The following is a 20189-nucleotide window of genomic DNA, read 5'->3' on the forward strand; positions in this document are numbered from 1 at the left end:
ATAATATACTGCATTATTTCGTTCATCTAAACTTTAAATACATAATATTTAATATTTATAATTTATAAATGATTGATTCGAGGATAATCGATAAATATTTATTTATTAACATTTTGTAGAATACTAAAGTACCTACTTACTTTTAAAAAAATGTATAAAACAAAATATCACTATGGTCTAGGATAAAAACGTGAATTTTTTTATATTTTTCAATATTTATTTATTTATTCTAATTTAAATAACGGGATAAATCCAAATGTACATATTAAGGCGGACAAAAACAATAAAACATTAAATATTAAATACTTACAATGTAAAATTTTGTAAAAAAAAAATAATTAATTTTACAGAAAAGAAAAAAAAAAAAAAAAAAAATATAAAAATATTTTATTTTTATTCTAAAAATTTTAAAATTTATTTAAACTATATTTAAAATAAAAATTTTTATAATAAAATATTTTATTATAAAAATTTATCTCAAAAATTTTTTAATACTTTTAAATCTAAATCAAAAAATTATATTTATAACTAAAAAATTATAAAATTCACTTTATTAAATATTTAAATAACTTAATTAAAATCTGTAATTAAAAATTTTAAGAAAACTAATTCATAAAAATTATTTTTAAAATTATTTTTTACAATTTTATATGTATTTAAATCCATACTTCTATAACTTTAAAAATCAAATTTATAATAAAATTAAATAACATTTTATATCATATTTAATAAATTCATTTAAAATTTAATTAAATAAAATTTTAATCTTAAAAATATATATTATTTTTTAAATACAATAAAAAATAAATAAATTGATTATTCATTATAAATAAAATTTTTTAATATACTACAATAATAAATTTTTCTACATCAGAATATAAATATAAAAATTTATCAATTTAACTAAAATATTTTATAAATATAATTATATTTATAAAAAAAAAATATAATAATATAATAAATAAAATTTAAAAAAATATTAATAATTCTAAATTATATCAAAATTATTTATAGTTTAATAAATTTAAAAATAAATTAAAAAAAAATAAAAAATTTATTAAATTCTTACAAATAGGAAGATTTAAAATGATTAATGTCTTAAAATTTGGAGGAACTTCATTAGCTGATGCAAAAAGAATTATATTCGTATCAAATATTATTGAAGAAAAATCTAAAATAAATAAAATTTCTGTTGTTTTATCTGCTCCAGCAACTATTACAAATTCTTTAGAAAAGATAATACAATTATGTTTATTAAAAGATAAAAATTATAAAAAAGAGATTCAAAATATAAAAAATAAATTTGATTTAATCGTTAAAAATATTTATAAAAATAATAAAAATTTTTTATTTAAAAAAATAATAAAAAAAATTAATCATGAAATTTTATTTTTAAAAAATACCTCTAAAAAAATATATCTTTTAAATAAATGTTCTAAACATATATTCGCTAAAGTAATCTCTAGAGGTGAAATATTATCTACACAAATTATGAAACAAATATTACTTTCTAAAGGACATAATATTACATTAATTAATCCAGTAAAAAAAATTTTAGCTGAAGGAAATATTTTAGATGCTTATGTTAATATCAATAAATCTATAAAAAAAATTCAAAAAATAAAGTTTAAAAAAAATTCTATTATTTTAATGCCAGGATTTATAGCAGGAAATAAAAAAAAAGAATTAGTTATATTAGGTCGCAATGGTTCAGATTATTCGGCAGCTATATTATCTGCTTGTATAAAAGCTCAATCTTGTGAAATTTGGACTGATGTTGATGGAATATTAACTTGTGATCCAAAAATTTTTTCTAATGCAAAAATTATTAAAAAAATTTCATATAAAAATGTCACAGAAATATCTAATTTAGGAGCAAAAGTACTTCATCCTAAAACTATTTATCCATTAAAAAAATTTAAAATTCCTTGTTATATAAAAAATACATTTAATAAAAATTTTATTGGAACTAAAATCTCAAATTATTCAAATAAAAAAATACAAAATATATATCCAAATATCGCTTATATAAAAAATGTTACTATCTTTATAATAAAAACGTTAAATCAAAGAAATATAAATAAAATATATAAAAATTTACTTAAAATTAATAAAAAAGAATCTATAATATTATTTTTTTCTATAAACTTCATTCATAGACAATCTATAAATATTTACGTTAACAACATACATTTTGAAAAAGTAAATTTTATAATTAAAAAATTAATTTTTAATAAAAAAGAAACATATAAAAAAAAGATTTATAAAAAAATATCTATTATTTCAATAATAAAACCTAAATTATATCAAAATAAAAAAATCATTCAAAATATATATCAAATTTTATATGATTTAAATATCAAAACTATGTATGATATAAAAAATTTTTCAAAAAATTCTATTTCTTTAATAATTAAATCCAAATATAAAAATAAAATTATAAATTTATTACATAAAAAAATAATAAATAACTATAAAATTATTCAAATATTTTTATTTGGTATTGGAGGAATCGGTCAAACTTTACTTAAACAAATTAATCAAGAAAAAAAATCTTTAAAAAAAAAAAATATTATAATTAAAATATGTTTAATATCTAATTCCAATAAAATATTATTTCAAGAAAAAGGAATAAAAATAAATTCCTGGAAAGAAAAATTTCATACAATTAAAAAAAAATATTTTCAAGAAAAATTTCTTATTAATAAAATAAAAAAAATTATTAAAAAAAACAATTTTATTAATCCTTCTATTGTAGATTGTACATCTAGTAAAAAGATTTCTAAAGAATATTTATATTTTATTAAAAATAAATTTAACATTATTACTGCAAACAAAAAATTTAATACTGGAAATATTACAGATTATAAAAATATTAGAAAAAAAATTAATATAAATAATAAAAAATTTTTTTATGAAACTAATGTTGGAGGCGGTCTTCCAGTTATTCAAACTATTCAAAATTTAAAACAAACTGGAGATAAATTAATAAATTTTAAAGGAATATTATCTGGTTCGTTATCATTTATTTTTGGAAAATTAGAACAAAAAATATTATTTTCAGATGCTATTAAACAAGCTAAAGAAAAAGGTTTAACAGAACCTGATCCAAGAGAAGATTTATCTGGATTAGATGTCGCTCGAAAATTATTAATTATAGCTAGAGAATTTGGATATTCATTAGAATTAAAAGATATTCAAATTAAAAAAATTTTACCTCAATTATGTAATTCCAATTCAACTGTTCAAAAATTTTTAAAAGAAACTAAAAAATTTAATAAATATTTTTTAAATAAAATAAAATCAGCTAAAAAAAATAATAAAAAAATTAAATTTATTGCAAAAATTAGTAATAAAGGAAAATGTACAGTACAAATTGAAGAGGTAGATAAAAAAGATCCATTATATGAAATTAAAAATGGAGAAAACGCATTATCTTTTTATACAAAATATTATCAACCTATACCATTAGTAATTAGAGGATATGGAGCAGGAAAAAAAGTAACAGCATCTGGAGTTTTATCTGATTTATTAAAAACTATAGTTTAAATTATCTGGAGTTTAAGAATGATAAAAATATATGCACCAGCTTCAATTGGAAATTTAAGCGTAGGTTTTGATATATTAGGCGCTGCTATTGTTCCAATTCAAAAAAAATATTTAGGAGATATAGTTACTATTCAATTTTCTAAAAATTTTCAGTTAACAAACATCGGAAAATTTTCTCAAGAACTACCAAAATCTATTTATGATAATTTAACTTGGAAAGCATGGAAGATATTTTGTAAAACAATTAAAAAAAAAAAAAATGTACATATTATTCTTGAAAAAAATCTTCCTATAAGCTCAGGATTAGGATCAAGTGCATCTTCTATTGTAGCTACTTTAGTTGCTTTAAATACACTTTTTAAAAAACCTTTAAAAAAAAAAAAATTAATACAATTAATGGGTATTTTAGAAAAAGACGTTTCAAACGAAAAACATTATGATAATGTAATTCCTTCTTATCTTGGAGGTATAAGATTAATTATAAAGAAACAAAATTGTATTTCTCAAAATCTTCCATATTTTAAAAATTGGTTTTGGGTTATCTCATGGCCTGGAACAAAATTATCTACATCTAAATCTAGATCAGTTTTACCTAATTCTTATTCTAAAAAAGATTGTATAGAAAATAGCAAAAATTTATCATGTTTTATACATGCTTTACATAGTAAAAAAAGTGATTTAGCTGCATCATTCATGCATGATGTTATTGCAGAACCATATAGAAAAAAACTTTTAAAAAATTTTTCTCTACATAAAAAAAATGTTAAAAAAATAGGTTCTATAGCATATGGAATCTCAGGATCTGGACCAACTATTTTTTCTATTTGTGATAATGAAACTACAGCAGAAGAAGTAAAAAAATATTTTTTAAAAAATTATATTCAAAATAAAAAAGGATTTTCTTATATATGTCAAATAGATTCGATAGGTGCTAGAAAAATAGGAAAAAAATCTGATGAAATTATATAATCTTAAAGATAAAAAAGAAATAGTAAATTTTTCTGAAGCTGTAAAATATGGATTAGGCAAAAATCAAGGATTATTTTTTCCTAAAAAATTACCAATATTTTCTCAAAAAAAAATTCAAAAATTATTAAATAAAAAATTTATATCTAGAAGTCAAGAAATTTTATCTATTTTAATAGGATCTGAAATTAAAAAAAAAAAAATTAAAGATAGTGTTCAATCTGCATTTAATTTTTCTGGACCTAAAATAGTTAATATTACAAACAATATTTATTGTATGGAACTTTTTCATGGACCAACATTAGCTTTTAAAGATTATGGAGCCAGATTTATGGCTCAAATATTATCTTGCTTAAATAATCAAGAAAATAAATCAATAACTATATTAACTGCAACTTCTGGAGATACAGGTGCTGCTGTAGCTCATGCATTTTATAAAATGAAAAATGTTAAGGTAATTATATTATATCCTAAAGGAAAAATTAGTAAGATACAAAAAAAATTGTTTTGCACATTAGGAAAAAATATTACCACTATATCAGTAAATGGAAGTTTTGATGAATGTCAAAAATTAGTTAAACAAGCGTTTCATGATCAAGAAATTAGAAAAAATACACAATTAAATTCCGCTAATTCTATAAATGTTAGTAGATTATTTGCACAGATATGTTATTTTTTTGAAATTTTTTATTTACTTCCTGAAAATTTACAAAATAAATTAGTAATTTCTATACCATGTGGTAATTTTGGAAATTTAACAGCAGGGTTATTAGCTAAATCTATGGGTTTACCTATTAAAAAATTTATCTTAGCGACAAATTCTAATAATACTGTTCCACGTTACCTAGAAACAGGAATTTGGAATCCTTACAAAACTATTTCTACTATTTCTAATGCAATGGATATTAGTCAACCAAATAATTGGCCTAGAGTAGAAGAAATTTTTTATGAAAAAAAATGGAATATAAAAGATTTAAAATATGGATATGTTTCAGAAAATGAAACCAAAAAAAATATTAAAAATTTATATATGAAATATAAATATATTTCTGAACCTCATGCTTCAATTGCATACACTGTATTGAAAAAAAAATTAAAAATAGATGAACATGGAATTTTTTTAGGAACAGCGCATCCAATTAAATTTCAAAATACAGTTGAACAAATTTTAAATATTAAATTAAAAATCAAACAAAATATTTCTAATATACTTCATTTAAAAAATTTATCTTATAATATAGAACCAAATTTTAAAATACTAAAAAAAATTTTATTAAAAAACTAAAAAATCTTGACTTAGAGAGGAAAAAAAATCCTCTCTATAAATTACAATAAATAAAATAAATTTATACATTAAATAAAAAATGAATAATATCTCCATCTTGAACTATATATTTCTTACCTTCAAATCTTAATTTTCCTGCTTGTTGTACTTTTTTTTCAGATTTATATTTAATAAAATCTATATAACTAATTACTTTTGCTCTAATAAAACCTTTTTTGAAATCACTATGTATTACTTTTGCTACTTTAACAATTTTAGAATGTTTTATAAAAGACCATGCTCGAACTTCTTTTTTACCTACTGTAAAAAATGTTTTTAAATTTAAAATTTTATATATTGTAGTAATAATTTCATTTAATTCTGTAAAATTATCTAAATTTTTATAATTATTATTATTTTTAATGATTTCTGGATAAATAATATGATTTAAATCTTTTTTTAAAAAACTTTTTACTTCATCTAAAAAAATATTATTATAATCATTTTTATGTATATTAATTAAAAAAATAGTTGGTTTTAATGTTAAAAATTTGAATTTATTTATTAAAATTTTTTCTTTGAAAGAAAGATCTAACGTTTGTAATAAATAAAATTTATTTAAATGTAATAAACATTTCTTTAATAAAAGATATTCTTCTGATATATTTTTATTTAAATTTTTATTTTTTTTTTGTATTAAAATATTTTTTTCACAAATTTCTATATCTGAAAAAATTAATTCTGTATTAATAATTTTAATATCACGTATTGGATCAACAAAATTTTCAACATGCATAATATTATCATCTTTAAAAGCTCTAACTACATGAATTAAAGCATCTACTTCTCTAATTTGATTTAAAAATTTATTTCCTAAACCTTCTCCTTTTGATGCTCCTTTAACTAATCCAGCAATATCAACTATTTTTACTACAGTAGACACTAATTTCTTTGGATTTATAATATTTTTCAATGAAATTAATCTATGATCATAAACTTGAGAAAATCCTATGTTTGGAGAAATTGTACAAAAAGGAAAATTTAAAGACGATGCTTTGGATTTAGTTAAAATATTAAAAATAGTAGATTTTCCTACATTAGGTAATCCAATTATTCCACACTTAACATTCATTATTTATTCCTTAAATAAAAATATTTTATGTAATTTATAAAAAAAATTTTTAAAAAAAAGAATTAAATTTTTGTAATATATTTAAAATTTTTAATATTTACAGAAAAAATTAAATGAATTGATTTATTAATAGATTTTAAGATTTTTTTTTTTTCGCTGAAAGTAGGTTTAGAAAGTACAAAATTAGCAATATTTTTTTTTTCTTGAGGACGTCCAATACCAATCGATAGACGTTTATAAAAAATTTTTTTTTGAAATATTTGAATAATACTCTTTAAACCTTTATGCCCATTACTTCCATAACCATATTTAAATTTTAAAATACCAGGTAATAAATCTAATTCATCATGTACAATTAGAATTTCATTTAAATTAATATTATAAAAATTTGATATCTGAAATATAGATACACCATTTAAATTCATAAAAATATTTGGAATAAATAATATGATTTGTTTTTTTAATAAAAAAATTTTACTTATATATCCAGAAAATTTTTTACTTTTTTTAAAACTTACATTAAAAAATTTTGATAATATTTCTAAATACCATATTCCAACATTATGACGAGTATGATTATATTTTTTAAATGGATTTCCAAGTCCTACTATCATTTTTATTTTATACATAATAATCATCCAAATAATTTTTTAAAAAATTATTTAAAATACAAAAAATTTTAATTATAAATTAATATAATATTTATATTTATATAAAATAAATAAAATATTAATATTAATTTATGTAAATAACTTTAATATTTTAAATATTGTTTAGTAGCTTCATCCCAATTAATAATTTTAAAATATGATTTAATATAATCTAATTTATTATTTTGATATTTTAAGTAATATGAATGTTCCCATAAATCTAAAGCAATAATAGGAAATCCTTTTATTAATATAAAATTATAATTCATTAACGGATTATCTTGATTAGAAGTAGTAGTAATTAATAAATCACCTTTTGATTTAACTAACCAAACCCATCCTGAACCAAAATGATTCATTGCATGTTTTACAAACTCTTCTTGAAATTTTTCTACACTTGAAAATTTTTTTTCAATAGAATTTTTTAATTCTCCTTTTAAAATAGTATTTTTTTTTAAATTTTTCCAAAAAAAACTATGATTAAAATGACCACCTAAATTATTTCTTACTAATAATTGATATTTTTGAGGTAAAATATTTAAATTAGATAATAATTTTTTTTGTGTATATTCTTTAAACTCTGTTTGAGATAATATATTATTTAAATTATTAACATATGTTTGATGATGTTTGATATGATGAATTTTCATAGTTTTTTTATCAAAATAAGGTTCTAAAGCGTCATAATTATATTTTAATTTTGGTAATTTATATATCATTTATTTAACTCCAAAAATGTGATAAAAAATTTTAATATATTATTATAAATATTTATATAAATTTAATATATATTAAAAAATTTACTTGAATGTAAAGTATATAATTATAAAAATTTATTTATTATTCTTAACATTATAAAATGAATATGTTAAATTTTAAATTAAAAAATTAAATTAATTAAATTAATTAAATTATACTTGATAAAATTTTTTACAGATATCGTTAAATTTAAAAAGTTAATATCTGTTACATATTAATATACTTATTATGGAATAATAATGCATAAACAAAAAAAAAATCTATTAAGTAAGAGATTTAGAACATTTTATCCAGTCGTAATTGATATTGAAACAGCTGGTTTAAACCCAATTACTGATGCATTACTAGAAATTGGAGTAATTACATTAAAAATGAATAGCTACGGATGGCTGAAAATTGATAAAAAAATACATTTTCATATTAAACCTTTTGAAGGATCTTTAATACATAAAGAAGCGTTATCTTTTAATAAAATAGATCCATTTAATCCTTTTAGAGGGGCAATTAGCGAAAAACAAATGCTTAAAGAAGTTTTTAAAATTATTAATCAAGGTATTCAAAAATCTAAATGTAGTAAAGCTATTATTGTTGCTCATAATGCAACTTTTGATCATAATTTTATTATGGCTGCATCTAGTAGAATACAAGTTATAAATAATCCATTTCATTCATTTGCTACTTTTGATACTGCTTCTTTAAGTGGATTAACTGTAGGTGAAACAGTTTTATCAAAAGCTTGTAGAGCAATGGGAGTATCTTTTAATAACAATAAAGCACATTCTGCTTTATATGATACATTAAAAACTGCAACTTTATTTTGTAAAATTGTCAATCTTTGGAAAAAAATAGGTGGATGGCCTATTAAATACAAGAAAACAGAAAAAACTTAAAAAGATAAATATTTAAATAAATTTAATGTTTAAAAAATATTTGATATATAAGATATGATGAAAAAAAAAATATACATCATATCTCATTTTTAAATATAAAAAAATATATTTATATAAATTATTTTGTTTTTTTTAAAACATTTTTTTTTTCTTGGCTTAATGCTTGTTCTAAAATTTTTTTTAATTCTCCACTTTCAAACATCTCTGTCATAATATCACTTCCACCTATTAAATTACCAGAAACCCATAATTGAGGAAAAGTTGGCCATTTAGAAAACTTAGGTAGTTCAGAGCGAATTTCAGAATTTTGTAAAATATCAATATATGCGAATCTAACTTTTAAGGTTAATAAAATATTTACAGCTTTTGCAGAAAAACCACAACTAGGAAATTCTGGAGAACCTTTTATATAAATAATAATAGGATTAGTAGAAATTTGACGTTGAATTTTAGAAATTATATTCATATATTTAAACCTTAAATAAATTTTTAAATTTTATAATGTAATTATAAAAAATTAATTTTATTAATAATATTGTATTATGACATAATATAATATTATAATATCAACAAAATAATTTTATTATATTTAAAATTTTTAATATAATATTAAATCAATGGGGTTGATTTTGGATTTGACAAAAAAATTCTTTATTAATGCGCATGAGGAGGTTCGGTTTGCCTCGTTAAAAAACCGAAAAAAAATATCTGCAAAAAATAAACCAAATTACGCTTTAGCAGCTTAAAAAACTGTATTCAGCCCATTTATTATCTTTATTTGTTTTAATTTCTTTCAAAAAAGATAAAAATGTTTTATAAATGGTTAAAAAATTAAGAAATTACATCTTTAAGTTTATGTTTTGACTTAATTATGTTTTGATAAAAACATTAAGTTCCTTTTAAATGTCTTTAATAATAAAGGAATAAAAAAATAATATAAGACTAATCATGTAGTGCTTTAGTAAAATAATTTTTTTGGACGCGGGTTCAAATCCCGCCAACTCCAATATTAAAAAAATAAAATTAAAATTTATTTTTTTTTAAGAATTTAAATATTTATTATAATAATTTGATATTAAATATATTTAATTTATGTTTTTTATTAATATTTTTTATTATTAATATCTATTAATATTTAATTAATATAATTTTTATTTAAAATTCTATCAATTTTAAAATTCTTGAAAATATAGTTTAAAACAAACAAAAATTTTAATTTTAAAAACATAAATTACTGAAAAAATTTAAATAACAAATTTATTAATTTAACATTATTAGGTCCTTGTATGAATTTTCCTAAAAATAATAAAGAAAATAATGTAAAGAATAAAAAAGAATTAAATAAATCTTTTCAAGAAGTATCGAATAATATAAATTCTAAAAAAGATGAACATAAAAAAATATTAAATAAAATATATAAACTGAATAAAAAAATATTCAAATTACAAAAAAAAATTAAAGAATTTCCATTGCGAATATTAGCTACAATTGAAAATATTAAAAAAGAAAAAAAAAAAGAAATTGAATTAATTAAAAAAAATAAAATTATAGAGTTTTTTAAAAAATTTATTTTAATTTTAGAAAATATAAATAAAATTAATGATATTTTTCCTAAACTTACAAAGAAAAATAATTCAGAACTTCAAGGAATATATCTAATACAACAATCTATTATAGAAATAATTAAAAAAAATGGAATTCAAATAATAGGAAAAATAGGAGATAAATATAATAAAAATACTCATGAAATAAAAAATAATAATTTTAATAAAATTCCAAAAGAAAAAAAACCCATAATTAAAAAAATAATTCAGTCAGGATATACTTTAAATAAAATAATATTAAAAAAAGCTATTGTAAAAATATAAAAAAGAAAATGTAAAATGGCTTGAATAAAAAAGCCATTTCATTTTATTGAAAAATTTTAAAAATATTTTATTCAGTACTCCAATCAATTTCTTGTTTTTTTTGATTTAATAGAATTGTATTGACTTGAGAAAAATGTTTACATCCAAAAAAACCTTTATATGCTGATAAAGGAGATGGATGAGAAGCAAATAAAATATAATGTTTATTAGAATCAATTAAAAATTTTTTTTTTTGAGCATAAGATCCCCATAATAAAAATATTATACCAACATGATAATCATTAATTAATTGAATTATATAATCTGTAATACTTTCCCAACCATATTTTTTATGTGAACCAGGTAAATTACTAGATACTGTTAAAATAGAATTTAATAAAAAAACACCTTGTTTAGCCCAATTTTTTAAACAACCTGATTTAATTTTTAAATTTTTATTAATATCTGATTTAATCTCTTTAAAAATATTTTTTAAAGATGGAGGAATAGATATATTTTTATTAACAGAAAAGGCTAATCCATTTGCTTGATTAATTTTATAATAAGGATCTTGTCCAAGAATAACTACTTTAATTTTGTGAAACTTTGTTAAATGAAACGCATAAAAAATTTTTTTCTGTTCTGGAAAAATAGTTTCTACTTTTCTTTTTTGATTAATTTTTTTAAGAATTTTAATAATTTTTATTTTTTTTTTTTTTAATAAATTTTTCCAAGTATACATAAAAATTCTGTATTAATATCCTAATAAAATTATATAATTATCATTAATAATTATACAAATAAAAAATATTATATTACATAAAATAATAATTTATAAATTTTTTAATAAAAAATATATTTTATAAAATTAAAAATTTAAATTCTTATTTAAAACTAATAAATTTTTATAAACAAAAAGGAAATAATTTATGACATTAGTCACACAATCTGCTCCTGATTTTATTACATCAGCTATTTTAGAAAATGGTAATATTATCGATAATTTTCATTTTAAAAAATATATATCTAATTCTAAAGCTATTCTATTTTTTTGGCCTATGGATTTTACATTTGTATGTCCATCAGAAATTATTGCATTTAATCAAAAATATGAAGAATTTAAAAAAAGAAACGTTAAAATTGTTGGAATATCTTTTGATTCTGTATTCGTGCATGCTGCTTGGCAAAAAACAAAATACAAAAATGGAGGAATTGGTCCAATAAAATATGTTATGGCATCAGATATTAAAAGAAAAATACAAAAATCGTATTTTATTGAACATCCTAATTTAGGTATGGCTTTAAGAGCTTCTTTTTTAATTGATGAAACAGGAATTATTCGACATGAAATAGTTAATGATTTACCTTATGGAAGAAATATTCAAGAAATGATTCGTATGATAGATGCTTTAGATTTTCATAAAAAAAATGGAGAAGTATGTCCAGCAAATTGGACTACTAAAAAAGAAGGTATCAAACCTACTTTAAAAGGTATTTCTAAATATTTATCTAAAAATAAGATAATATAATTTAAACAAAAAATGTTATTCGATTAATTTTATTTATTAAAAAAAATAAATATTATTAATCGAATGGTTTTACCTAAAATAAATTTTTTAAAAAAAATTATAAAAACATTACTATTGAAAATCAAAAAAAAATATTTTTAATAATATTACATCAATTAAAAATATATTTATTCAGTATCATAATCTTCATCTAACATATCTTCATTATCAAAAGATTCTTGAGTGTTTATATTACGATTATCAAAATTATAAGCATCATCTTGAGAAAAATCATTTGTATCTAAAAAATTTCTAGAATCATTAAAATCTGTAGTACTTTCATTATTATTAGAAATATCTGAATCTTTTAAATCTTGATTTGTACGATCATATTCTGAAGAATTTTCTAAATCTTGTGATAAATTATCATTGTTATTAGGATATTCAAATGAATCAAAATTATTTACATTATTATATTGATTTTCATATTCTTCATTGGAAATAAAATTTTCATTAGAATGATTTAAAATATCTTCTTCTGGTTTATTATGATCAAACAAATTTAATAACATATTTCCAGCTACTATACCTCCTGTTACTCCTACTGCAGTTTGTAATGCATTTGTTAAAAAACTACTTCCTGATCCTGGAATCGAAGAAGTATTAATATTTTCATTAGATTGATTCAATGGTCTTTCATTTGTATTATAATAAGAATTATTTTTTCGTGTATTCGAACTAAAATTTGTATCTTTACTAGATTTATTTGGAATATATCTATTTATTAAATCAGATAAAAAACTTTTTTTAGGAATTACAGAAGATGAAGAATTTTTTAATTTATCTTCTAATTTTTTAATAATATTATTTAATTTCTTTATAGCTACTTCTTGTACTAAAATAGTTTGAATTAAATAATAAATAGAATTAGGTTGTTTTTCTAAATTCTTTTTAATAAAATTTTCTGCTTCTAAATCTTTAGAAGAGGAATTTTTTTCTGCTAAATTCAATTTTTTAAATAAATCTTGAATTAATTTTTTTTCTTGTGTTTGCATATTTTCCTTAAATATTTATATATATTGAAAATATATTAATTGGTACTTAATTAATATAATTTAATCTAAAAATTTTAAAATTTAAAAATATTTTAAAATAAAATAAAATAATAGTAAAACTCTATTTATATTTTTTCATTAAAAATTTTATTAAAACTATCAAATTAGTCAATATTCACCGAATCAATTCAATATGTTATAATTATATAAAATATATATAACCATAAATTACTCTAAAATAGAAGATATTTAATGAAAAAATTTGCAAAAAAAATTATACCAGTAGAAATTGAAAAAGAATTAAAAAATTCTTATTTAGATTATGCAATGTCTGTAATTATAGGAAGAGCTCTACCTGATGTCAGAGATGGACTAAAACCTGTTCATAGAAGAATACTATTTGCTATGCATATATTAAACAATAAATGGAACAAACCATATAAAAAATCTGCAAGAATTGTAGGAGATGTTATTGGAAAATATCATCCACATGGAGATACAGCAGTATATGATTCTATTGTACGTATGGCACAATTTTTTTCATTAAGGTATATGTTAATTGACGGACAAGGAAATTTTGGATCTATTGATGGAGATTCTCCAGCAGCAATGAGATATACAGAAATTAGAATGTCTAAAATATCTTCTACTTTATTAAATGATTTAAATAAAAATACAGTAAAATTTGTAAAAAATTACGATGGTTCAGAGGAAATACCTGAAATTCTTCCTGCATCTATTCCAAATTTATTAATTAATGGATCATCTGGAATTGCTGTTGGTATGGCTACCAATATTCCTCCACATAATTTAAATGAATCTATCAATGCATGTTTACAATATATTAAAAACCCAAATATTAGCTTAAAAAATTTAATGAAATACATACCTGGACCAGATTTTCCTACATTCGGAATTATTAACGGTAAATCAGGAATTTATCAAGCATATAAAACTGGTAAAGGAAAAATTTATATCAGAGCTCGTATAAAAATTGAAAATAATATTAAAAATCAAAAAAAATCTATCATTATATATCAATTACCATATCAAACTAATAAATCAAAATTAATAGAAAAAATTGCACTTTTAGTTAAGGAAAAGAAAATAGAAGGAATTTCTGCTCTAAGAGATGAAAGTGATAAAGATGGTATGAGAATTGTTCTTGAAATTAAAAAAGAATCCATTCCTGAAATAATTTTAAATAAACTATATGCTTTAACAACTTTACAAAATTCGTTTGGAATTAATATGGTTGCTTTATCTCAAGGACAACCTAAATTAATGAATTTAAAAGAAATATTACACGAATTCATTACACATAGAAAAGAAATTGTTACACGAAGATGTATTTATGATTATAAAAAATATAATAAAAAAATTATTTTATTAGAAGGTTTAGCTATAGCTTTAGAAAATATTGATTCTATTATTAAATATATTAAATCTGCTTCTAATACAGAAGAAGCTAAAAAAATTTTATTATCCAAAAATTGGAAAATAAAAAATTCTATAAAAAATTTAATTTTATTAAAAAATCAAAATCAACAAAATAAATATAAATTTTCTATAAAACAAACAGAAAAAATATTAAATACTAAATTAAATAAATTAAATAATTTAGAACATAAAAAAATTTTTTATAAATATAAAGAATTTCAAAATAAAATAAATTACTTAAAAGAAATATTAAATAATGAAAAAAAAATGATTGAAGTAATTAAAAAAGAATTAAATTTAATTAAAAAAAATTTTGGAGATACAAGAAAAACTGAAATTAAAGATAAAACTTCAAACATTAAAATAAAAGATATGATTACAGATGAAAATGTTGTAGTTACTTTATCACATTCAGGATATGTAAAATATCAACCTATTAGTGAATATGAAGCTCAAAAAAGAGGAGGAAAAGGAAAATATGCAGCTAAAGTTAAATCAGAAGATTATATTGAAACTTTAATAATAGCAAATACTCACGATACAATATTATGTTTTTCTAGTAAAGGAATCATATATTGGATGAAAGTATATCAATTACCAGAATCTAATCGAAATTCAAGAGGAAAACCTATAGTAAATTTATTACCATTACGTTCTCAAGAAAGAATTACAGCTATTTTACCCTTAAAAAAATATCAAAGTAAAAAAAATATATTTATGGCTACAGCTCTAGGAATAGTAAAAAAAACACCTTTAAATAAATTTCAAAATCCTAGAAATAAAGGTATTATCGCATTAAATTTAAAAAAAAATGACGAATTAATAGGAGTATCATTAACAAATGGAAAAAATAATATTATGTTATTTACATCTCAAGGAAAAGTAGTTCAATTTTCTGAAAAACATGTCAGATCTATGGGAAGAACTGCAACAGGTGTCAAAGGAATTAAAATAAAAAAAAATGATCGCGTAGTTTCTTTAATTATTCCAAAAAAAAATGGAGAAATTTTAGTAATTACACAAAAAGGATATGGAAAAAGAACTAATATTAAAGAATTTCCTATAAAATCTAGATCAACCAAAGGTGTCATTTCTATAAAAATTACAAAAAAAAATAAATTAGTAGTTAAAGCTATTCAAGTTAAAGAAAATAATCAAATTATGATTATTACTAATACTGGAAAATTAGTTCGAATACGAGTTTCAGAAATTAATATTTTAAAAAGAAATACACAAGGTGTAATTTTAATTCGAATGATAAAAAAAGAAAAAGTAGTAGGTTTACAAAAAATTCAAGAAAAATTAATATAATTTCACTTCATTATAAAAAAATTTTATTTATATATTTATTATATATTTACATAAATATTTTTATATAAAATATTTTATAAAGGTAAATTTAAAATGACAGAAAATCTTTATGTTATAAAAAGAAACGGAAAAAAAGAACTTCTTGATTTAGAAAAAATACATAAAATGTTAAATTGGGCTTCAAAAGGACTCGAAAATATTTCTATTTCACAAGTTGAATTGAAATCTAGAATACAATTCTACAATGGAATTACAACTACAAATATTCATGAAACAATTATTAAATCAGCAGCAGATTTAATTTCAAAAGAAAATTCAGATTATCAATATTTTGCAGCTAGATTATCTATTTTTCATTTAAGAAAACAAGCATATGGAAAATTTACACCACCTAAACTATATCATCATGTAAAAAAAATGATAAAAATTAATAAATATGATAAAAATTTATTAAAAAAATATTCAAAACAAGAAATAAATATTTTAGATAGCTTTATTGATCATAATAGAGATATGAATTTTGCATATGCAGCTGTTAAACAAATGGAAAAAAAATATTTAATTCAAAATAGAGTTACAGGAAAAATTTACGAAACTGCTCAATTTTTATATATTTTAATTTCTGCTTATATATTTTCAAACTATCCAAAAAAAAATAGATTAAATTATATTAAAAAATTTTATGATGCAATTTCTACATTTAAAATATCTTTACCTACTCCGATTATGGCAGGAGTTAGAACTCCAAATAAACAATTTAGTTCATGCGTTTTAATTGAATGTGATGATAATTTAAATTCAATTAATGCTACTTCTAATGCAATTATAAAATATGTTTCTAGAAGAGCTGGAATTGGAATTAATGCAGGAAGAATAAGAGCTATTGGAAGTCCTATCAGAAATGGAGAAGCATTTCATACTGGATGTATCCCATTTTATAAACATTTTCAAACTGCAGTTAAATCTTGTTCTCAAGGAGGAGTAAGAGGAGGATCAGCAACATTATTTTATCCAATATGGCATCTGGAAATAGAAAGTCTGCTTGTATTAAAAAATAATAGAGGAATTGAAGAAAATAGAATTAGACATATGGATTATGCAGTACAAATAAATAAATTAATGTATCAAAGAATGATTTTAGATAAGAAAATCACTCTATTTAGTCCATCTGACGTACCAAATTTATATAAATATTTTTTTTCTGATCAAAAAAAATTTGTAAATTTATATAAAAAATATGAAAAAAATACTAATATCAGAAAAAAAAGAATACCTGCAATAGATTTATTTTCTTTAATTTTACAAGAAAGAACATCTACTGGAAGAATATATATTCAAAATGTTGATCATTGTAATTCACATAGTGCATTTAATCCTAAAAAAGCTCCAATTAGACAATCTAATTTATGTTTAGAAATAACATTACCAACAAAACCTATAAATGATATTAACGACGAAAAAGGAGAAATCGCTCTTTGTACATTATCTGCAATCAATTTAGGTACAATAAAATCTTTACAAGAAATATCTAAATTATCAAATTTAATTGTTCGTGCATTAGATGAAATACTTGATTATCAAGAATATGCTATACCATCTGCAAAGAAAAGCGCTCAAAATAGAAGATCTTTAGGAATTGGTGTAATAAATTTTGCCTATTATTTAGCTAAAAATAAAGTAAAATATTCTGATGGAAGCGCAAATTCAATTACACATAAAACATTTGAATATATTCAATATTATCTTTTAAAGGCATCATATAAATTAGCTAAAGAAAAAGGATCATGTAAGTTTTTCAAAGATACTAATTATTCTCAAGGAATTTTACCAATTGATACATATAAAAAAGATTTAGATTTAATTTGCAAAGAACCATTACATCTAAATTGGGAAAAACTTAGAAAAAAAATACTAAAATATGGATTAAGAAATTCTACTTTATCAGCTTTAATGCCTTCAGAAACATCTTCTCAAATTTCTAATGCTACAAATGGAATTGAACCACCAAGAGGTTTTATTAGTGTAAAAGTTTCTAAAGATGGTATATTAAAACAAGTTGTTCCAGAATATAAAAAATTAAAAAAAAATTATGAACTTTTATGGGATATGCCAAATAATACTGGATATTTACATTTATCTGCAATTATGCAAAAATTTGTTGATCAATCTATTTCTACAAACACAAATTATGATCCTAAAAAATTTAAAAATGATCAAATACCTATGAAAAAACTGATATATGATTTATTAATTTCTTATAAATATGGTTTAAAAACGTTATATTATCAAAATACTCAAGATGGATCAAAATTATTTCAAAAAGATTATATAGATTATAATAATTTAAATTGCTCTGGAGGATCATGTTTTATTTAAAATTAAAATAACCTAAATTTTATAGGAATAAAAAATGAAATTTACAATATTTTCAAAAAAAAAAAATAATTCTTTAAAAGAACCAATGTTTTTTGGACAACCAGTAAATATTTCTAGATATGATCAACAAAAATATATAATTTTTGAAAAAATTACTGAAAAACAATTATCTTTTTTTTGGAGACCAGAAGAAATTGATCTATCTCAAGATAGAATTGATTTTCAAAAACTTCCTATACATGAGAAAAATATTTTTTTAAAAAATTTACAATATCAAACATTATTAGATTCTATTCAAGGTAGAAGTCCAAATATAGCTTTTTTACCCATCGTTTCTATACCTGAACTAGAAACATGGATTGAAACATGGTCTTTTTTTGAAACTATTCATTCAAGATCATATACTCACATAATTAGAAATATTAGTCATACTCCATCTAAAATATTTAATGAAATAATTTGTAATAAACATATTATTAATCGCGCTAAAGATATTGCTAAATATTATGATCAATTAATTCAATTAACATATTATTGGAATTTATTTGGAAAAGGAAAATATAAAATTAACAATATTGATAAAAAAATAAATTTAAATATATTAAAAAAAAAACTATATTTATGTTTAATTAGTGTAAATGCTTTAGAAGCTATAAGATTCTATGTAAGTTTTGCTTGTTCATTTGCATTTGCTGAAAGAGAAATGATGGAAGGTAATGCTAAAATAATAAAATTAATTGCTAGAGATGAATCTCTACATTTAATTGGAACTCAGCATATTTTAAATATTCTTCATAAAGAACCTGAAGAAGGAATGCTACAAATAAAAAAAGAATGTCAAAAAAATGCTTATAAAATTTTTAAAAAAGTATCTAAACAAGAAAAAAATTGGGCCAAATATCTGTTTAAAAATGGTTCCATGCTTGGATTAAACCAAGAAATTATATGTCAATATATAGAATATATTACTAACATTAGAATGCAATCTATTGGATTAAACCCTTTTTTTAAAATATATTCTAATCCTATTCCATGGATTAATTCTTGGTTAATTTCTGATAATGTTCAAGTTGCTCCTCAAGAATCAGAAACAACTTCTTATTTAGTGGGACAAATTAATTCAAAAATCTCTAACAAAAATTTTTATAAATTTAAATTATAAATGAAAAAAAATGTTATTAAAATATATAAAAAAAAAATTAAAATTATTTCTAAAAGAAACCAATCTCCTTTATTACAAATCTTAATAGAAAATAATATTAAAATAGATTATCAATGTAAAGATGGATACTGTGGAACTTGTAAAGTAATCTTAATCACAGGTAAAATATGTTATTTAAAAAAAAATCCAATAGCTATGCTTCAAAAAAATGAAATTGTAACATGTTGTTGTATAGTTTTAAGTAATATTACAATTAAATTACATACATTAAAATTCTAAA

16 protein-coding genes and 1 other RNA gene are annotated in these 20189 nt (G+C 19.5%); 11 read left to right on the forward strand and 6 right to left on the reverse strand.

Translation table 11 applies throughout. The features are described from left to right. Positions 1–1086 precede the first annotated feature (1086 nt). From thrA to thrC, 3 genes are read left to right on the forward strand one after another with little or no spacing between them, the layout of a single operon-like run. Positions 1087–3549, forward strand: coding sequence for a bifunctional aspartate kinase/homoserine dehydrogenase I (gene thrA / locus LDP12_RS01960; RefSeq protein WP_265226700.1), 2463 nt, complete (start codon positions 1087–1089; stop codon positions 3547–3549). 18 nt (positions 3550–3567) lie between these two features. Further along, positions 3568–4518 carry a homoserine kinase gene (gene thrB, locus LDP12_RS01965; RefSeq protein ID WP_265226701.1) on the forward strand — a complete coding sequence of 317 codons (951 nt, stop codon included), beginning with the start codon at positions 3568–3570 and terminating at the stop codon, positions 4516–4518. Beyond that, positions 4505–5800, forward strand: coding sequence for a threonine synthase (thrC, locus tag LDP12_RS01970; protein WP_265226702.1), 1296 nt, complete (start codon positions 4505–4507; stop codon positions 5798–5800). Before thrB ends, thrC begins: the two co-directional genes overlap by 14 nt. A gap of 61 nt (positions 5801–5861) precedes the next feature. Here the strand turns inward: thrC and ychF are convergent, their stop codons facing one another. The 3 genes from ychF to LDP12_RS01985 form a co-directional block, all read right to left on the reverse strand. Beyond that, positions 5862–6911, reverse strand: coding sequence for a redox-regulated ATPase YchF (gene ychF / locus LDP12_RS01975; RefSeq protein ID WP_265226703.1), 1050 nt, complete (start codon positions 6909–6911; stop codon positions 5862–5864). Positions 6912–6973: 62 nt separating this feature from the next. Further along, positions 6974–7525 carry an aminoacyl-tRNA hydrolase gene (gene pth, locus LDP12_RS01980; RefSeq protein WP_265226721.1) on the reverse strand — a complete coding sequence of 184 codons (552 nt, stop codon included), beginning with the start codon at positions 7523–7525 and terminating at the stop codon, positions 6974–6976. 140 nt (positions 7526–7665) lie between these two features. Next, the gene (locus LDP12_RS01985; protein WP_265226704.1) at positions 7666–8280 is read right to left on the reverse strand and encodes a superoxide dismutase; all 615 of its coding nucleotides are present in this window, start codon (positions 8278–8280) and stop codon (positions 7666–7668) included. Positions 8281–8556: 276 nt separating this feature from the next. On the opposite strand from LDP12_RS01985, the gene rnt reads away from it, so the two are divergent. Then, entirely contained in the window at positions 8557–9210 is a 654-nt protein-coding gene (gene rnt, locus LDP12_RS01990; RefSeq protein WP_265226722.1) for a ribonuclease T, read from the forward strand. A gap of 118 nt (positions 9211–9328) precedes the next feature. On the opposite strand, the gene grxD is transcribed toward rnt, so the two are convergent. After that, positions 9329–9676 carry a Grx4 family monothiol glutaredoxin gene (gene grxD / locus LDP12_RS01995; protein ID WP_265226705.1) on the reverse strand — a complete coding sequence of 116 codons (348 nt, stop codon included), beginning with the start codon at positions 9674–9676 and terminating at the stop codon, positions 9329–9331. A gap of 153 nt (positions 9677–9829) precedes the next feature. On the opposite strand from grxD, the gene ssrA reads away from it, so the two are divergent. Together ssrA and grpE are read left to right on the forward strand one after the other, a co-directional pair. Continuing rightward, positions 9830–10219: a transfer-messenger RNA gene (ssrA, locus tag LDP12_RS02000) on the forward strand. A gap of 277 nt (positions 10220–10496) precedes the next feature. Beyond that, positions 10497–11078 carry a nucleotide exchange factor GrpE gene (gene grpE, locus LDP12_RS02005; protein WP_265226706.1) on the forward strand — a complete coding sequence of 194 codons (582 nt, stop codon included), beginning with the start codon at positions 10497–10499 and terminating at the stop codon, positions 11076–11078. 67 nt (positions 11079–11145) lie between these two features. On the opposite strand, the gene ung is transcribed toward grpE, so the two are convergent. Further along, complete coding sequence (gene ung, locus LDP12_RS02010) at positions 11146–11799, reverse strand: uracil-DNA glycosylase (RefSeq protein ID WP_265226707.1); 654 nt, start codon at positions 11797–11799, stop codon at positions 11146–11148. 187 nt (positions 11800–11986) lie between these two features. Here ung and LDP12_RS02015 point away from each other — a divergent pair, with 187 nt between their 5' ends. Beyond that, positions 11987–12586, forward strand: a complete 600-nt coding sequence (locus LDP12_RS02015; protein WP_265226708.1) for a redoxin domain-containing protein — start codon at positions 11987–11989, stop codon at positions 12584–12586. Between the two features lie 167 nt (positions 12587–12753). On the opposite strand, the gene LDP12_RS02020 is transcribed toward LDP12_RS02015, so the two are convergent. Then, positions 12754–13620 carry a DUF2076 domain-containing protein gene (locus tag LDP12_RS02020; RefSeq protein ID WP_265226709.1) on the reverse strand — a complete coding sequence of 289 codons (867 nt, stop codon included), beginning with the start codon at positions 13618–13620 and terminating at the stop codon, positions 12754–12756. Positions 13621–13872: 252 nt separating this feature from the next. Between LDP12_RS02020 and gyrA the strand changes: the two genes are divergently transcribed. From gyrA to yfaE, 4 genes are all read left to right on the forward strand, one after another. Continuing rightward, complete coding sequence (gene gyrA, locus LDP12_RS02025; protein WP_265226710.1) at positions 13873–16371, forward strand: DNA gyrase subunit A; 2499 nt, start codon at positions 13873–13875, stop codon at positions 16369–16371. 93 nt (positions 16372–16464) lie between these two features. After that, positions 16465–18747, forward strand: a complete 2283-nt coding sequence (gene nrdA, locus LDP12_RS02030) for a class 1a ribonucleoside-diphosphate reductase subunit alpha (protein WP_265226711.1) — start codon at positions 16465–16467, stop codon at positions 18745–18747. Positions 18748–18781: 34 nt separating this feature from the next. Next, positions 18782–19909 carry a class Ia ribonucleoside-diphosphate reductase subunit beta gene (gene nrdB / locus LDP12_RS02035; protein WP_265226712.1) on the forward strand — a complete coding sequence of 376 codons (1128 nt, stop codon included), beginning with the start codon at positions 18782–18784 and terminating at the stop codon, positions 19907–19909. Continuing rightward, positions 19910–20188 (forward strand): class I ribonucleotide reductase maintenance protein YfaE, encoded by a 279-nt coding sequence (gene yfaE, locus LDP12_RS02040; protein ID WP_265226713.1) that lies wholly within the window; start codon positions 19910–19912, stop codon positions 20186–20188. The last annotated feature ends 1 nt before the right edge of the window (position 20189 follow it).

The sequence above is a fragment of the Buchnera aphidicola (Chaitophorus viminalis) genome, from assembly GCF_026122795.1.
In the GTDB taxonomy this organism is placed as follows: Bacteria; Pseudomonadota; Gammaproteobacteria; order Enterobacterales; family Enterobacteriaceae; genus Buchnera_J; species Buchnera_J aphidicola_BK.

Excerpts from the sequence above, each read along its gene's own strand:
- thrA (WP_265226700.1), top strand. The coding sequence starts at position 1,087 with ATGATTAATGTCTTAAAATTTGGAGGAACTTCATTAGCTGATGCAAAA.
- thrB (WP_265226701.1), top strand. The coding sequence starts at position 3,568 with ATGATAAAAATATATGCACCAGCTTCAATTGGAAATTTAAGCGTAGGT.
- thrC (WP_265226702.1), top strand. The coding sequence starts at position 4,505 with ATGAAATTATATAATCTTAAAGATAAAAAAGAAATAGTAAATTTTTCT.
- ychF (WP_265226703.1), bottom strand. The coding sequence starts at position 6,911 with ATGAATGTTAAGTGTGGAATAATTGGATTACCTAATGTAGGAAAATCT.
- pth (WP_265226721.1), bottom strand. The coding sequence starts at position 7,525 with ATGATAGTAGGACTTGGAAATCCATTTAAAAAATATAATCATACTCGT.
- LDP12_RS01985 (WP_265226704.1), bottom strand. The coding sequence starts at position 8,280 with ATGATATATAAATTACCAAAATTAAAATATAATTATGACGCTTTAGAA.
- grxD (WP_265226705.1), bottom strand. The coding sequence starts at position 9,676 with ATGAATATAATTTCTAAAATTCAACGTCAAATTTCTACTAATCCTATT.
- grpE (WP_265226706.1), top strand. The coding sequence starts at position 10,497 with ATGAATTTTCCTAAAAATAATAAAGAAAATAATGTAAAGAATAAAAAA.
- ung (WP_265226707.1), bottom strand. The coding sequence starts at position 11,799 with ATGTATACTTGGAAAAATTTATTAAAAAAAAAAAAAATAAAAATTATT.
- LDP12_RS02015 (WP_265226708.1), top strand. The coding sequence starts at position 11,987 with ATGACATTAGTCACACAATCTGCTCCTGATTTTATTACATCAGCTATT.
- LDP12_RS02020 (WP_265226709.1), bottom strand. The coding sequence starts at position 13,620 with ATGCAAACACAAGAAAAAAAATTAATTCAAGATTTATTTAAAAAATTG.
- gyrA (WP_265226710.1), top strand. The coding sequence starts at position 13,873 with ATGAAAAAATTTGCAAAAAAAATTATACCAGTAGAAATTGAAAAAGAA.
- nrdA (WP_265226711.1), top strand. The coding sequence starts at position 16,465 with ATGACAGAAAATCTTTATGTTATAAAAAGAAACGGAAAAAAAGAACTT.
- nrdB (WP_265226712.1), top strand. The coding sequence starts at position 18,782 with ATGAAATTTACAATATTTTCAAAAAAAAAAAATAATTCTTTAAAAGAA.
- yfaE (WP_265226713.1), top strand. The coding sequence starts at position 19,910 with ATGAAAAAAAATGTTATTAAAATATATAAAAAAAAAATTAAAATTATT.